Here is a 14,079-nt window from a genome sequence, read left to right as displayed (position 1 = left end):
CATGAAGAAACTGATGTATTCCAGCGCCGGCCTGCTGCTTATCGCCCTGGCCTTCCTGGCGTTCAACATGGTCTCCGGGCTGGCGCTGACCAACGCCCGCATCGACCTCACCGAGCAGAAGCTCTACACCATTTCCGACGGCACCCGGCAGATCCTCGGGGAGCTGGACGAGCCCATCAACCTGTACTTCTTCTACTCCGACAAATCCGCCAAGGACCTGGTGGTGCTGCGCAACTACGCCAAGCGCGTGGAGGAGATGCTCAAGGCCTATGCCCAGGCGTCGGACGGCAAGATCAAGCTGCACATCGTCGACCCCGAGCCCTTCTCCGAGGACGAGGACAAGGCCGCCGAGTTCGGCCTGCAGGCGGTTCCGCTGCAGCAGGGCGGCGATTCGGTCTACTTCGGCCTGGCCGGGACCAACAGCGTCGATGACCGGCAGATCATCCCGTTCTTCCCCCTCGACCAGGAGGAGTTCCTCGAATACGAGATCAGCCGCCTGGTGCAGAGCCTGGCCAAGCCCCAGCGGCCGGTGGTCGGGGTGATGTCCGGGCTGCCTATCAATGGCGGCTTCGACATGCAGACCCGCCAGCCCGGTCAGCCCTGGATGGTGATGGAGGAGATCCGCCAGCTGTTCCAGATCGAGAGCATCAAGCCCAGCGTCGACCAGATTCCCGACAAGGTGTCGGTGCTGCTGCTGGTGCACCCGAAGAACCTCTCGCAACAGACCCAGTACGCCATCGACCAGTTCGTACTGCGCGGCGGCAAGCTGCTGGTGTTCGTCGACCCCTACAGCGAAGCCGACCACGGCGTGCAGATGCCCGGCGAGATGGGCGGCGAGGACAAGGCCTCCGACCTGCCGGCGCTGTTCAAGGCCTGGGGCCTGGAGATGGTGCCCGGCAAGGTGGTGGGCGATGGCGCCTACGCCATGTCGGTGAGCATGGGCGAGGGCCAGCGCCCTGCGCGCCACGTCGGTTGGCTGAGCCTGCCGAAGAAGGCCCTGGACGCCAGCGACATCGCCACCTCCAGCCTGGAGACGGTCACCGTCGCCACCGCCGGCATCCTGCGCCCGCTGGAGGGTGCGAAGACCCATTTCGCGCCGCTGATCCAGAGCTCGGAATACGCCATGCCCTTCGATGCCGGGATCTTCGCCACCCTGCGCAACCCCGATGTGCTGATGCGCGAGCTGAAGCCCAGCGGCGACCGCTACGCCATCGCCGCGCGCATCGGCGGGCCGGTGCAGAGCGCCTTCCCCGATGGCATCGAGGGCCACAAGGACGGCCTCAAGGCGGCGGACAACATCAACGTCATCGTGGTCGCCGACACCGACATGCTCAGCGATCGCATGTGGGTGCAGGTGCAGGACTTCTTCGGCCAGCGCGTGCCGCAGCCCTGGGCCGACAACTCCGGCTTCGCCATCAACGCCCTGGATAACCTGACCGGTTCCGAAGCGTTGATCAGCGTGCGCTCCCGGGGGCGCTTCACCCGGCCCTTCACCGTGGTCGAGTCGCTGCAGCGTGAGGCGGAGACGCGCTTCCGCGAGCAGGAGCAGGTGCTGCAGCAGCGCCTCGCCGACACCGAGGAGAAGCTGGCCAGCCTGCAGAAGAACCAGGACCCGACCAAGGCTCTGGAACTGACCCCCGAACAGCAGGCCACCCTGCAGCAGTTCATGCAGGAGAAGGTGCGCATCCGCAAGGAGCTGCGTGAGGTCAACTACCAGCTCAACGCCGATATCGAGAAACTCGGCCGTACCCTCAAGCTCATCAACATCGTCCTGGTTCCGCTGGTGCTGACCCTGGGCGTGCTGCTGCTGTGGTTCTGGCGTCGTCGCCGGGCCTGAGGAGAGAACCGATGGGACGCAAGGCACTGTTGTTCCTGGCCCTGGTGGCCATCGCCCTGGTGCTGGCCTATGTCGGCCTGCACCGGGCCCCCGAACCTCTCGCGGTGAAGGGGCCGTCGCCCTTGCTACCGGCGCTGCAGGGCCGGCTCGCCGAGGTGGACCGCATCGAGGTGGAGCGCCCGGGGCAGCCACTGCTGCGCCTGGCACGGCAGAGCGGCACCTGGGTGCTGCCCGACAAGGCCGGCTACCCGGCGGCGGCCAAGCCGGTGGCCGACCTGCTGCGGGCCCTGGGGGATGCGCGGGAAATCGAGGCGCGCACCGCCAAGCCCGAGCTGCACGGCCAACTCGGCCTGGCGGACAAGGGCGAAGGCCAGGGCATCCGCGTGAAGCTGCAGGGCGAAGGCCTGCCCGAGCAGGTGCTGCTGGTGGGCAAGCCGGGCCAAGGCGGCAAGGGACAACTGGTGCGCCTGGCCGGCGAGAACCAGAGCTGGCTGATCGACACGCGTATCGCCCTGCCGGAGACCGAGCTCGGCTGGCTGGATCGACGTATCGCCAGCATCCCCTTCGCCAGCGTGCGCCAGGTCGAGGTGAAGTTCCGCCAGGGCAATGGGCTGGCGGTCTACCGCGATGCCGAAGGCGAAGCGAACCTCAAGGTCCGCCAGCTGCCGGCCAACCGTACGCTGGCCTACGAGGCGGCGGCCAATGGCATGGCGACGCTGTTCGCCGACCTGGAGTTCGCCGACGCCGCACCGCTGGACCAGGTGCAGTTCAAGGACAAGCCGTTGCTCGAGTTCAGCCTGCAGGACTTTGCGGGTGGCCAGCTCGATGGGGTCATCCTGGGGCAGGGCGAGCAGTACTGGATGCAGTTGAAGCGCAAGGACAAGTTCGACGGCGAGCAAGTTGCGGGTCGTCTCGATTGGGCTTATCGCATCGAGGCGTTCCAATACCAGGCGCTGGCGAAGAGGCTCGAAGACGTGCTCTCGGCCAAGTAAGAAGGGCAACTACCGGGGTGTGCGAAAGGCATTTCCAAGTTGCTTTTCAAACGCTCCGGGAGTGCCCCATTTTGTGACCCGAAAGACCCATAAAAGGGCGTGAAAGCCCTGCCGGCCGGCGGTTTCACGGCATTCTAAAAAAGTGCTTTTCTGTAGCATTTCCTGTCGTATACTCCGGTCGCGGTGGTTAAAAGAACGCTATTCGGAATACCCGCCCACGCCTCTCTGGACTGCGGTCGGCTATAAAAAGAAGAACGTCCTTGCCCAACCGTCTAAGCCTCTTGAATAAGGGGCAACACAATAAAATTGCGAGTTTGGAGAGAGTAGTAATGGCTGATCGTGAGGTCGGAACCGTCAAGTGGTTCAATGACGCTAAAGGCTATGGATTCATTCAGCGCGAAAGCGGTCCGGATGTCTTCGTTCACTACCGTGCTATCCGCGGCGATGGGCATCGTTCCCTGGTCGAAGGCCAGAAAGTGGAATTCGCGGTGATCCAGGGACAGAAAGGCCTGCAGGCGGAAGACGTCTCCAGAGTCTGACGACTCCAAGCAAAAGGCCCGTCGATGACGGGCCTTTTGTTTTCTGCAACACCACTCGCGGCTGCACTCAGTCGGTGCGCCAGACGATCTCGCTGCTGCCTTGGGCGTTGACCCTGATCCAGCGGTCCGCATCGTCCTCGCCTTCTTCTTCCTGCCAGCCACCCGGTGCGCAACGGATTTCCACGCCCAGCGCGGCGAACGCGGCCAGTGCGCAGGAGAGGTCGTCCTCCCAGGGCGTCGCATCGCTCTCCAGCAGCAGGCTGTGCCATTTGCCCACCGCGCGCGGCAGCCAGGTCACGGGGATGCCGCCGGCGTTGCATTTGAAGGTCTGGCCCTTCTGCTGCCAGGGCGAGCAGTCGCCCAAGGCCTGCGCCAGCCAGGCGGAAACGGCGTCCTGGTCGGCGTCCTTCAGGTAGATCTCGATATCGGGTTGGCGCATGGCGGGGGTCCTAGTTTCTGACGATCCAATCGTAGCGTATGGAGACCGTCACTTCGAAGGCGTCTTTGATCACGGCGGCACGGCGTTCGGCGCTGGCGCGCCAGCCGTGGGGCGTCATGGCCAGAAGGTCGGCACGGGCTTCGCTGCTGGCCAGCTGCAGGTCGAATTCGAGGGTTTCGCTGTGTTCCAGCTTCATGCCCTCGGGGATCAGTGTCAGGTGCTTCTCGTCGTCGTAGTCGCGCACCTCGTCATACAGGCGCTCGCGCAGCTGCATCAGGTGGCCGCGGGTCGGGCCCATGCGCAGCAGGCCACCGCCGGGGGTGAGCAGGCGGCGGGCCTCCTGCCAGTCCAGCGGGCTGAAGACGCTGGCCAGGAGCTGGCAGCTGGCGTCCGCCAGGGGCACGCGGGCCATGCTCGCCACCAGCCAGGTCAGGCCGGGGGCGCGGCGGCAGGCACGCTTCACCGCTTCGCGGGAGATGTCCAGGCCGTAGCCGTCGGCGTCGGGCAGCGCATCGGCGATCTGCGTCGTGTAGTAGCCCTCACCGCAGCCGATATCCAGCCAGCGCGCGGGGCTGCGCTCGGCGGCCAGCTGCGCCAGGCGGGCGGCCAGCGGCGCGTAGTGGTCGCCTTCGAGGAAGCGTCGGCGGGCCTCGACCATGGCGGCGTTGTCACCGGGGTCGCGGCTGTTCTTGTGCTGCACCGGCAGCAGGTTCAGGTAGCCCTGGCGGGCGCGGTCGAACCGGTGGTTGGCCGGGCAGGCGACGCCGTTGTCCACGAGGGACAGCGGCGCCTGGCAGATGGGGCAGGTGAGCATGATCAGGCCAGCAGCCGCACGAGGGTCTGCTGGTAGATCTCGGTCAGCAGGTCGAGGTCGCTGGCCAGCACGCGCTCGTTGACCTGGTGGATGGTGGCGTTGACCGGGCCGAGCTCGACCACCTGGGTGCCCATGGTGGCGATGAAGCGGCCATCGGAGGTGCCACCGCTGGTGGACGGGGTGGTCTCGCGACCGGTGACGGCCTTGATGCTGGCGGCCACGGCGTCGAGCAGCTCGCCCGGCTCGGTGAGGAACGGCAGGCCGGACAGGGCCCATTCCACGTGGTAGTCGAGGCCGTGCTTGTCGAGGATGGCATTGACCCGCTGCTGCAGGCCTTCGACCGTGGATTCGGTGGAGAAGCGGAAGTTGAACACCGCCACCAGCTCACCCGGGATCACGTTGGTGGCGCCGGTGCCGGAGTTGAGGTTGGAGACCTGGAAGCTGGTGGGCGGGAAGAAGGCGTTGCCGTCGTCCCAATGCTCGGCGGCGAGTTCCGCCAGGGCCGGGGCGGCGAGGTGGATCGGGTTCTTCGCCAGGTGCGGGTAGGCCACGTGGCCCTGAATGCCGCGCACGGTGAGGGTGGCGCCAAGGGAGCCACGGCGGCCGTTCTTCACCACGTCACCTACCAGTGTGGTGCTGGAGGGCTCGCCGACGATGCACCAGTCCAGGCGTTCGCCACGGGCGGCCAGGCGCTCGACCACGGCCTTGGTGCCATGGTGGGCGGGGCCTTCTTCGTCGCTGGTGATGAGGAAGGCGATGGCGCCCCGGTGCTGCGGGTGTTCGGCGACGAAGCGCTCGACGGCGATGATCATCGACGCCAGGCTGCCTTTCATGTCGGCGGCGCCACGGCCGCAGAGCATGCCCTGCTCGTCGATCTTGGCGTCGAAGGGCTGGTGCTGCCAGGCCTGCAGCGGGCCGGTGGGCACCACGTCGGTATGCCCGGCGAAGCACAGCACGGGGCCTTCACCGCCACGGATGGCCCAGAAGTTCTCCACGTCCTCGATGCGCATGCGTTCGATGCGGAAGCCGAGCGCTTCCAGGCGGCGCATCATCAGCTCCTGGCAGCCTTCGTCGACCGGCGTGACCGAGGGGCGGCGGATGAGGTCGCAGGCGAGCTCGAGGGTGGGGGAGAGGGCGGTCATGCAGGGCTCCGGTAAGGCGGCAAGGCGTGAAAAGGACGACATCTTAAAACATAAACGGCGGCCATTGGCCGCCGTTTAGGTCACTCGCTACGGGTCAGGCCGTGGCTTCCGGATGGGGCTGTTCCAGCGGCTTGGGTGCCGAAGAGAGCAGCGCCATGATCAGCGCGGCGAGGTAGGGCAGCGACTGCACCAGCAGCATGGCCACCCAGAACTTCACGTCGGCGCTGGGCAGGCCCTGGACGATGCCGATGCCGATGGCGGCGCCCCACAGCAGGAGCATCACGAAGACTTCTTCGCGGGCTTCCGCCAGGGCCATCATCAGGCCGTGGTTGCTGCGCATCTTCGGCGTGCGGAAGAACGGGATGCTGGTGGTGAAGAAGCCGTACAGCACCGCCTTGGCGATGGTGTGCGACAGGGCCAGGCCCGCTACCGCAGCGCAGAACGCGTCCTTCAGGTTGACGCCGACGGCGCGCTGGTAGAGGAACACGATCTTCGCCACCTTGAAGAAGAACAGTGCCAGCGGCGGGATGGCGAAGATCAGCAGCGGCGGGTCGACCCGTTGCGGCACGATGATCATCGCGGCCGACCAGAGCAGCGCACCGATGGTGAAGAAGATGTTCAGGCCGTCGGCGATCCACGGCAGCCAGCCGGCGATGAAGTGGTAGCGCTGGCCACGCTTGAGCTCGGAATCCTTGCCCAGGAACAGGCTGCGGGCGTGGCCCTTCATGATCTGGATGGCGCCATAGGCCCAGCGGAAGCGCTGCTTCTTGTAGTCGATAAAGGTGTCCGGCATCAGGCCCTGGCCGAAGCTGTCATGGGCGTAGGCGGCGGCATAGCCTTTTTCGAACACGCGCAGGCCGAGCTCGGCGTCTTCGCAGATGGTCCAGTCGGCCCATTGCAGCTCGTCCATCACGGTGCGGCGGATCATGGTCATGGTGCCGTGCTGGATGATCGCGTTGCGGTCGTTGCGGGTCACCATGCCGATGTGGAAGAAGCCCTTGTACTCGGCGTAGCAGAGCTTCTTGAAGGTGTTTTCCTTGCCGTCGCGGTAGTCCTGCGGCGACTGCACCACGGCGATCGATGGGTCGGCGAAGTGCGGGACCATGTGCTTGAGCCAGTTGGGGTTCACGCAGTAGTCGGAGTCGATCACCGCCACGACTTCGGCGTCGGGCGCGGTGTGCGGCAGGATGTAGTTCAGCGCGCCGCCCTTGAAGCCGGCGAGCGGGGCGACGTGGAAGAAGCGGAAGCGCGGACCGAGCTGCTCGCAGTACGCCTGCACCGGTTCCCAGACGGCCGGGTCCTTGGTGTTGTTGTCGATGATGATGACTTCGTAGTCTGGATAATCCAGCGCGGCGAGGGCGTCGAGGGTCTGTTTGACCATCTCCGGCGGCTCGTTGTAGCAGGGCACGTGGATCGACACCTTGGGCCGGTAGGGCGAGTCGCCGATCACCGGCAGGAACGGCCGGCGACGGGAGCGTACCCAGACCGCCTCGGCCAGTTCATGGGCCTCGGTGAGCAGGACGATGAACACGCCCAGGGCACCGACGCCCAGGAGCACGCCGACGGTGAGGCTGAACCAGGTGCTGTATTGCTGGCTGTAGTCGTAGGCGATCCACACCAGCACCGAGCCACCGGCGAAGGCGACGAAGGTGAGGAAGGTGCGGCCGCGCTGACGCAGGGCGCTGCCGTCGATGAGCATCAGGGCCAGGGCCAGCAGGGCCATGACCACCGAGGCGACGGCGAGCATGCGCCATTGCGGGATGGCGATCACCGGGCCTTCGAAGTTGAACTTGGGCTGGCGCTCCAGGTTGTAGACGCCCCAGTAGGCGCCCACCGAGCCTTCGTCACTGGCCTTCCACGGCTGGTCGAAGGCTTCGATCACGAAGTAGTTGTAGCCCTGGGCGTTGAGGGCGTTGACCAGGGTGCGCAGGTAGATGGCCTGGTCGGCCTGGGAGGCGTCGGCGCCGCCGCGCATGCGGCCGTTGCTCGGCCAGCCCACTTCGGAGAGCAGCAGCGGCTTCTTCGGGAAGGCCTTCTTCAGGTCCTTGGCGCGCTCCAGCACGAACTGGGTGGAGTCCTCCATGGGGATGAATTCCCAGTAGGGCAGGACGTGGGCGGCGACCAGGTCGACGTGGTTGGCCAGCTCCGGGTACTTCAGCCAGATGTGCCACTGCTCGGAGGTGGTCACCGGCACCTTCACGGCCGCGCGGACGCGGTCGAGGTAGACGGAGAGGTCCTTGCGGCTGATCTCGCGGCGGAACAACGCTTCGTTGCCGACCACTACGCGCACGACGCTGCGCGAGTTGTTGGCGATCTCGATGGCCTTGGTGATCTCGCGCTCGTTGCGCGCTTCGTCCGGGCTGATCCAGATGCCGAGGGTCACGCGCAGGCCGAATTCCTCGGCGATGCGGGGGATGTCGGCGAGGGTGCCGTCCACCGAGTAGGTGCGGATGTTGTCGGTCTGCTTGCTCAGCAGCTCGAGGTCTTCACGGATCTGCTCGTCGGTGGGGTAGCGGTCCTGCTGGGGGTTCTGGTCCACACGGAACGGCGAGTAGGAGTAGCCGGAGATCTGCTCGGGCCAGTCCGGGGCACTGACGGGACGGTTGTAGAGCGCCCAGATTCCGGTGAACAACGCGGCGACCGCCACGAAGACCACCAGGTTGAGTCCAAATTTACGCGATGGCATAGGGATTTCAGGTTCCGAAGCGTGGAACGGGGAGATAGCGCCAGCGAGCGCTGGTCGGCGCGCATGCTACTCCGGCGTCCGGCGACTGTATAGATTCTGTACGAACGATAGCCGTGCCTGCCGGCCATTGCACACAGGCTTTGTCCCTGGGGTTGCGGAGAAGTTCGCGGCGATTTCCCGGGCCCGCTGCTGGCGTTGTGTCAGGCCCGGTACGAAGGGGATTACAGGGCACGCAGAAGGATGCGCTCGCTGGCTTCCAGGTCGAGGTCGCGACGCTCGCTGAGGGCCGTCATGCCGTGGCGCTCCAGCTGGGCCAGCACCTGGGGGATGGCTTCCGCGTCCAGGCCGTGGTCGGCGAGGCGGGTGGGCACGCCCATGGCTTCGAAGAAGTCGCGGGTGGCGGCGATGGCGCCGTCGATCCGGGTGTCTTCGTCCCCTGTCAGGCCCCAGACCCGCTCGGCGTACTGGGCCAGCTTGGCGCGCTTGGGTTCGCGGCGCTCGGCCAGCAGCGCCGGCAGCACCACGGCCAGGGTCTGGGCATGGTCGAGGTGATAGAGGGCGGTGAGCTCGTGGCCGATCATGTGGGTCGCCCAGTCCTGCGGCACGCCGCAGCCGAGCAGGCCGTTGAGGGCCTGGGTGGCGCACCACATGAGGTTGGCGCGCACGGCATAGTCCTCGGGGTTGGCCAGGGCCTTGGGGCCTTCCTCTATAAGGGTGAGCAGCAGGCCTTCGGCCTGGCGGTCCTGCAGCGGCGCATCGGCGGGGTAGGTGAGGTACTGCTCCAGGGTGTGGACGAAGGCGTCGACCACGCCATTGCCGATCTGCCGCGCCGGCAGGCTGAAGGTGGTGCGCGGGTCGAGGATGGCGAAGCGCGGGTACAGCAAGGGGCTGGAGAAGGGCAGTTTCTCCTGGCGCGTCACATGGGTGACCACGCCGTGGGGGTTGCTCTCCGAGCCGGTTGCGGCGAGGGTCAGCACGCAGCCCATGGGCACGGCCGCCTTGGCCCGGGTGCCGGTGAGCAGGTCCAGCGGGTCGCCGTCATGGCACAGGGCCGCGGCGATGAACTTGCTGCCGTCGATCACCGAGCCGCCGCCAACGGCGAGGATGAAGTCGCAGCCTTCGCGGCGCGCCAGTTCCGTGGCTTTTACCAGGGTGTCGAATTGCGGGTTGGCCTCGATGCCGGCGAAGCGGGTCAGCGCATAACCGGCCAGGGCCTGTTCCACCTGCTGCCAGACGCCGTTCTGGAAGATGCTACCGCCGCCGTGGGTGACCAGCACCCGGCTGCCGGCGGGAATCTCACGGGCCAGCTTGTCGATCTGGCCTTCGCCGAAATGAATGCGGGTGGGGTTATAGAAGGTGAAGTTGCGCATGCTGGGCTCCCTTGTTGTTATCGGCCGACTATAGCGCTGGCGGGCAGCGGGCCGATCTATGGCCCACCATTCAGCGGTGTCGGGCTTGGGATGGCGGTCGACGCTTCCTATAATGCGCGCCCGGCCAGGTGGCTGGCGAGTTGGGAGCTAGGCATGAGTACAGACGAACGTTTCGGTGGCATCGCCCGCCTTTATGGCCTGGAGGGCGCCGCGCGCCTGCAGGCGGCGCACGTGGCGGTGGTGGGCATCGGCGGCGTCGGCTCCTGGGCGGCCGAGGCGCTGGCGCGATCCGGCGTTGGTGAGATTTCCCTGTTCGACCTGGACGATGTCTGCATCACCAACACCAACCGCCAGGTGCACGCCATCACCGGTGCCGTGGGGCGTGCCAAGGTGGAGGTGATGGCCGAGCGCATTCGCGCCATCAACCCGGCTTGCGTGGTGCATGCGGTGGCCGACTTCGTCACCCGCGAGACCATGGCCGAGTACATCACCCCCGAGCTGGATGCGGTGATCGACTGCATCGACAGCGTGGCGGCCAAGGCGGCGCTGATCGCCTGGTGCAAGCGCCGCAAGATCCAGATCGTCACCACCGGCGGCGCCGGCGGCCAGGTGGACCCGACGCAGATCCAGGTCACCGACCTGAACAAGACCTTCAACGACCCGCTGGCGGCCAAGGTGCGCTCCATGCTGCGCCGCGACTACAACTTCTCCCGCACGGCGGGGCGCACCTACAGCGTGCCCTGCGTGTTTTCCACCGAGCAGCTGCGCTACCCCAAGCCCGATGGCTCGGTGTGCCAGCAGAAGAGCTTCGTCGGTGAGGGCGTGAAGCTGGACTGCGCCGGCGGCTTCGGCGCGGTGATGATGGTGACCGCCAGCTTCGGCATGGCCGCTGCGGCCAAGACCGTGGACAAGCTGGTGGCCGGTGCGCGGCGGCCGTCGGAGCGGGCTGCCGGTTAGAGGGTTGTTTCGGGAATCTCATCGCGAATGAATTCGCGCCTACCCAAGGATGCTGATGACTCGCATGAGCCCTTGGCCGTAGGGCGGGTGAAACCCGCCGGCTGTAGCGGCCTTGTGTCGGGTTGCACCCGACCTACCTAGCGGTCTTGCGTATCTGTTCGAGCACGGCGTTGAGGCCGTTGCTGCGGGACGGGGAGAGCTGGCGGCCGAGGCCGAGCTGGGTGAACCAGTCGGCGAGGTCGAGGGCGGCCAGCTCCTCTGGCGGCAGGCCCTGGACGCGCACCAGAAGCACGGCCAGCAGGCCGCGGATCAGCCGGGCGTCGCTGGCGGCGCGGAAGTGGCGCTGGCCATCCTTCATTTCACTGACCAGCCAGACCTGGCTTTCGCAGCCATGCACACGGTTGGCGTCGCTGCGTTCTTCGTCTGCCAGGGGTTCCAGGCGCTCGCCCCATTGCATCAGCAGGCGTGCACGCTGTTCCCAACTGCCGGCGCCGGTGAAGGCTGCGAGGGCCTCGGAGGCGGCGGGTGGCAGGTTCATCGCAGCAGCTCCAGGGCCTTGTCCAGGGCAACGAAGAAGCGCTCCAGGTCGGCGCTGTCGTTGTAGAGGCCGAGGGAGACACGGATCGCGCCACTGAGGCCGAGCCCCTTGTACAGCGGCATGGCGCAGTGGTGCCCGGCACGCACGGCGATGCCCTGTTCGGTGAGCAGGTGGGCGAGGTCGGCGTTGTGCACGCCTTCGACGCCGAAGCAGGCCAGTGCCACCCGGGGTTCGCCCACCAGGCGCACACCGTCGCGGGCGGCGAGGCCGGCCAGCAGCTTGGCGTGGAGCACGGTCTCGTGGGCGGTGACGGCGGCGGCATCGAGGCTGCCGAGGTAATCCAGCGCGGCGCCGAGCCCGATCACCGGGGCGATGGCCGGGGTGCCGGCCTCGAAGCCCAGGGGCGCGCTGTGGAAGTCGGCGTCCTGGTAGTCGGCGCGGTGCACCATCTCGCCGCCGAACTGCCAGTGGTCCAGGCGGGCCAGGGCATCGGCCTTGCCATAGAGCACGCCGACGCCTTCCGGGCCGTAGAGCTTGTGCCCGGAGAACACATAGAAGTCGCAACCCAGGGCCTGTACGTCATGACGGCCGTGGACCACGCCCTGGGCGCCATCCACCACGGTCAGCGCGCCCTGCTGGCGGGCCATGGCCAGCAGCTCGGCGAGGGGCTGCCAGCGGCCGAGCACATTGGACAGCTGGCTGACGGCGAGCAGGCGGGTACGCGAATCGATCAGCTGGCGGGCCTGGTCGAGGTCGATATCGCCCCGTGCATCCAGCGGCAGCACCACCAGTTCGAGCTGGCGGCGGCGTGCCAGTTGCTGCCAGGGCAGCAGGTTGGCGTGGTGTTCCAGGGCGCTGATGACGATGCGATCACCGGGCGCGAACTGCCGCTCCAGCCCATAGGCCAGCAGGTTGAAGGCTTCGGTGGCGCCCCGGGTGAAGACGATCTGCGCCGGGTGGGCGGCATTCAGCCAGTGGGCGACACGCGTCCGGCTGCCTTCGAAAGCCCGGGTCGCCCGCTCGCCCGGCAGGTGCTGGGCACGGTGCACATTGGCCGCGCCGCTGGCGTAGTAGCCGAGCAGGGCATCGAGCACCGCCTGGGGCTTCTGCGAGGTGGCGGCGCTGTCCAGGTAGGTCTGCCCCTCGGCGTCGAGGGCCGAAAGGGCGGGGAAGTCGGAGCGCCAGGGGGACAGAAGCATAGCGATGAGCCTGAGACCGGAAAGTGCTGGAAGCCAGAAGCTGGAAGCCGGAAGTACTCGAGGTCACTTCCGGCTTCTGGCTTTCGACTTCAAGCTGTCTTTTTAATTATGCGCGTGAAGGGCTTCGTTCAGCTCGATAGCCGTCTTGTTGGTCTTGCACTCGACGGCGCCGTTCTGCGAGTTGCGGCGGAACAGCAGGTCGGGCTGGCCGGCCAGGTCGCGGGCCTTGACCACTTTCACCAGGGCGTTCTGGTCGTCCAGCAGGGCGACCTTGGTGCCGGCGGTGATGTACAGGCCGGCTTCGACGATGTTGCGGTCGCCCAGGGGGATGCCGATGCCGGCGTTGGCGCCGATCAGGCAGCCTTCGCCCACGGCGATGACGATGTTGCCGCCACCGGAGAGGGTGCCCATGGTGGAGCAGCCGCCGCCCAGGTCGGAGCCCTTGCCGACGAAGACGCCAGCGGAGACGCGGCCTTCGATCATGCCCGGGCCTTCGGTGCCGGCGTTGAAGTTGATGAAGCCTTCGTGCATCACGGTGGTGCCTTCACCCACATAGGCGCCCAGGCGCACGCGGGCGCTGTCGGCGATGCGCACGCCGGCGGGGACCACGTAGTCGGTCATCTTGGGGAACTTGTCCACGGAGAAGACTTCCAGCAGCTCGCCCTTCAGGCGCGCTTCCAGCTGGCGTTCGGCCAGTTCGGTGAGGTCGACGGCGCCGTGGCTAGTCCAGGCGACGTTCGGCAGCAGCGGGAAGATGCCGGTCAGGTTCAGGCCGTGGGGCTTGGCCAGGCGGTGGGACAGCAGGTGCAGCTTGAGGTAGGCCTCCGGGGTGGAGGTCAGGGCGGCGTCTTCGGCCAGCAGGGTGGCGACCAGCGGCTTCTGGCTTTCGGCCAGGCGGGTCAGCAGGGCGGACTGGGCCGGGTCGATTTCCTTGAGCGCGGAGGCCAGGTCAGCGGCCTGGGCATTGCTGAAGGCGATGGCCTGGTTGCCGGCGCTGTAGCCAAGGATCGGGGTGATGGCCTCGACCAGCTGGGCGCTGGGCTTGAGCAGGGGCTGGGCGTAGAAGACTTCCAGCCAGTTGCCCTGGCGGTTCTGGGTGCCGACGCCGAAAGCGACGCTGAAGAGTTGGGTGGACATGGTGATTCCTCGTTCTGAATAGGTTGGATCAGGCGGCCCGGTCGATGGCTTGCCGGGCGGTGCCGAGACGGTGTGCGGTCACTTGAAGGCGGCGGCGTAGAGCTCGGGCTTGAAGCCGACCAGGGTGCGGGTGCCCAGGTCGAGTACCGGTCGCTTGATCATCGACGGCTGGGCCAGCATCAGTTCGATGGCCTTGGCCTGGTCGAGATCGGCCTTCTGCGCTTCGTCGAGTTTGCGGAAGGTGGTGCCGGCACGGTTGAGGACGGTTTCCCAGCCATGTTCGGCACACCATTTCTGCAGATTGGCGCGGTCGATGGCGGAAGCCTTGTAGTCGTGGAAGGCATAGCTCACGCCCTGCTCGTCGAGCCAGGTGCGGGCCTTCTTCATGGTGTCGCAGGCCTTGATGCCGTAGAGGGTGATGGTCATGGG

General features: G+C 66.8%; 13 protein-coding genes. 4 read left to right on the top strand and 9 right to left on the bottom strand.

What is annotated here, in order from left to right; translation table 11 throughout:
• The first annotated feature begins 1 nt into the window (after position 1).
• The 3 genes from ACXI0U_RS17505 (at position 2) to ACXI0U_RS17495 (ending at position 3,368) form a co-directional block, all read left to right on the top strand.
• Positions 2-1,837 (top strand): GldG family protein, encoded by a 1,836-nt coding sequence (locus ACXI0U_RS17505; protein ID WP_431482557.1) that lies wholly within the window; start codon positions 2-4, stop codon positions 1,835-1,837.
• An 11-nt stretch (positions 1,838-1,848) separates the two neighbouring features.
• Positions 1,849-2,829: a DUF4340 domain-containing protein gene (locus ACXI0U_RS17500; RefSeq protein WP_350446876.1), complete on the top strand. Its 981-nt coding sequence runs from the start codon at positions 1,849-1,851 to the stop codon at positions 2,827-2,829.
• Between the two features lie 329 nt (positions 2,830-3,158).
• A complete protein-coding gene (locus ACXI0U_RS17495; protein ID WP_021219459.1) occupies positions 3,159-3,368 on the top strand; it encodes a cold-shock protein in 210 nt (69 codons plus the stop codon).
• A 67-nt stretch (positions 3,369-3,435) separates the two neighbouring features.
• Here the strand turns inward: ACXI0U_RS17495 and ACXI0U_RS17490 are convergent, their stop codons facing one another.
• The 5 genes from ACXI0U_RS17490 to ACXI0U_RS17470 form a co-directional block, all read right to left on the bottom strand.
• On the bottom strand, positions 3,436-3,807 hold the full coding sequence (locus ACXI0U_RS17490) for a hypothetical protein (RefSeq protein ID WP_021219458.1): 372 nt from the start codon (positions 3,805-3,807) through the stop codon (positions 3,436-3,438).
• Positions 3,808-3,817: 10 nt separating this feature from the next.
• Positions 3,818-4,621: a putative RNA methyltransferase gene (locus ACXI0U_RS17485; RefSeq protein WP_374978758.1), complete on the bottom strand. Its 804-nt coding sequence runs from the start codon at positions 4,619-4,621 to the stop codon at positions 3,818-3,820.
• Positions 4,622-4,623: 2 nt separating this feature from the next.
• A complete protein-coding gene (dapE, locus tag ACXI0U_RS17480) occupies positions 4,624-5,763 on the bottom strand; it encodes a succinyl-diaminopimelate desuccinylase (RefSeq protein ID WP_271658809.1) in 1,140 nt (379 codons plus the stop codon).
• Between the two features lie 94 nt (positions 5,764-5,857).
• Positions 5,858-8,449, bottom strand: a complete 2,592-nt coding sequence (locus ACXI0U_RS17475; RefSeq protein WP_021219455.1) for a glycosyltransferase — start codon at positions 8,447-8,449, stop codon at positions 5,858-5,860.
• 221 nt (positions 8,450-8,670) lie between these two features.
• The gene (locus ACXI0U_RS17470) at positions 8,671-9,819 is read right to left on the bottom strand and encodes an iron-containing alcohol dehydrogenase (protein ID WP_043244056.1); all 1,149 of its coding nucleotides are present in this window, start codon (positions 9,817-9,819) and stop codon (positions 8,671-8,673) included.
• A gap of 153 nt (positions 9,820-9,972) precedes the next feature.
• On the opposite strand from ACXI0U_RS17470, the gene tcdA reads away from it, so the two are divergent.
• The gene (gene tcdA / locus ACXI0U_RS17465) at positions 9,973-10,776 is read left to right on the top strand and encodes a tRNA cyclic N6-threonylcarbamoyladenosine(37) synthase TcdA (protein ID WP_479550610.1); all 804 of its coding nucleotides are present in this window, start codon (positions 9,973-9,975) and stop codon (positions 10,774-10,776) included.
• Between the two features lie 133 nt (positions 10,777-10,909).
• On the opposite strand, the gene ACXI0U_RS17460 is transcribed toward tcdA, so the two are convergent.
• From ACXI0U_RS17460 to ACXI0U_RS17445, 4 genes are all read right to left on the bottom strand, one after another.
• Positions 10,910-11,314: a SufE family protein gene (locus tag ACXI0U_RS17460; RefSeq protein WP_316926704.1), complete on the bottom strand. Its 405-nt coding sequence runs from the start codon at positions 11,312-11,314 to the stop codon at positions 10,910-10,912.
• Positions 11,311-12,513: an aminotransferase class V-fold PLP-dependent enzyme gene (locus ACXI0U_RS17455; protein ID WP_479550609.1), complete on the bottom strand. Its 1,203-nt coding sequence runs from the start codon at positions 12,511-12,513 to the stop codon at positions 11,311-11,313. The genes ACXI0U_RS17460 and ACXI0U_RS17455 overlap by 4 nt, the downstream gene beginning before the upstream one ends.
• Before the next feature lie 102 nt (positions 12,514-12,615).
• The gene (gene dapD / locus ACXI0U_RS17450) at positions 12,616-13,650 is read right to left on the bottom strand and encodes a 2,3,4,5-tetrahydropyridine-2,6-dicarboxylate N-succinyltransferase (RefSeq protein ID WP_021219450.1); all 1,035 of its coding nucleotides are present in this window, start codon (positions 13,648-13,650) and stop codon (positions 12,616-12,618) included.
• Between the two features lie 78 nt (positions 13,651-13,728).
• A complete protein-coding gene (locus ACXI0U_RS17445) occupies positions 13,729-14,076 on the bottom strand; it encodes an ArsC family reductase (RefSeq protein ID WP_431482552.1) in 348 nt (115 codons plus the stop codon).
• Between the last annotated feature and the right edge of the window lie 3 nt (positions 14,077-14,079).

The sequence above is a fragment of the Pseudomonas sp. C9D1 genome, assembly GCF_056491235.1.
The sequence above is the reverse complement of the archived record's forward strand: the minus strand, read 5'-3'. Positions and strand labels throughout refer to the sequence as shown.

What these genes read in the sequence shown, in the direction of transcription:
- ACXI0U_RS17475 (WP_021219455.1), bottom strand. Translation starts at nt 8,449, where the DNA reads ATGCCATCGCGTAAATTTGGACTCAACCTGGTGGTCTTCGTGGCGGTC.
- ACXI0U_RS17490 (WP_021219458.1), bottom strand. Translation starts at nt 3,807, where the DNA reads ATGCGCCAACCCGATATCGAGATCTACCTGAAGGACGCCGACCAGGAC.
- dapE (WP_271658809.1), bottom strand. Translation starts at nt 5,763, where the DNA reads ATGACCGCCCTCTCCCCCACCCTCGAGCTCGCCTGCGACCTCATCCGC.
- tcdA (WP_479550610.1), top strand. Translation starts at nt 9,973, where the DNA reads ATGAGTACAGACGAACGTTTCGGTGGCATCGCCCGCCTTTATGGCCTG.
- ACXI0U_RS17470 (WP_043244056.1), bottom strand. Translation starts at nt 9,819, where the DNA reads ATGCGCAACTTCACCTTCTATAACCCCACCCGCATTCATTTCGGCGAA.
- ACXI0U_RS17485 (WP_374978758.1), bottom strand. Translation starts at nt 4,621, where the DNA reads ATGCTCACCTGCCCCATCTGCCAGGCGCCGCTGTCCCTCGTGGACAAC.
- ACXI0U_RS17460 (WP_316926704.1), bottom strand. Translation starts at nt 11,314, where the DNA reads ATGAACCTGCCACCCGCCGCCTCCGAGGCCCTCGCAGCCTTCACCGGC.
- ACXI0U_RS17445 (WP_431482552.1), bottom strand. Translation starts at nt 14,076, where the DNA reads ATGACCATCACCCTCTACGGCATCAAGGCCTGCGACACCATGAAGAAG.
- dapD (WP_021219450.1), bottom strand. Translation starts at nt 13,650, where the DNA reads ATGTCCACCCAACTCTTCAGCGTCGCTTTCGGCGTCGGCACCCAGAAC.
- ACXI0U_RS17495 (WP_021219459.1), top strand. Translation starts at nt 3,159, where the DNA reads ATGGCTGATCGTGAGGTCGGAACCGTCAAGTGGTTCAATGACGCTAAA.
- ACXI0U_RS17500 (WP_350446876.1), top strand. Translation starts at nt 1,849, where the DNA reads ATGGGACGCAAGGCACTGTTGTTCCTGGCCCTGGTGGCCATCGCCCTG.
- ACXI0U_RS17455 (WP_479550609.1), bottom strand. Translation starts at nt 12,513, where the DNA reads ATGCTTCTGTCCCCCTGGCGCTCCGACTTCCCCGCCCTTTCGGCCCTC.
- ACXI0U_RS17505 (WP_431482557.1), top strand. Translation starts at nt 2, where the DNA reads ATGAAGAAACTGATGTATTCCAGCGCCGGCCTGCTGCTTATCGCCCTG.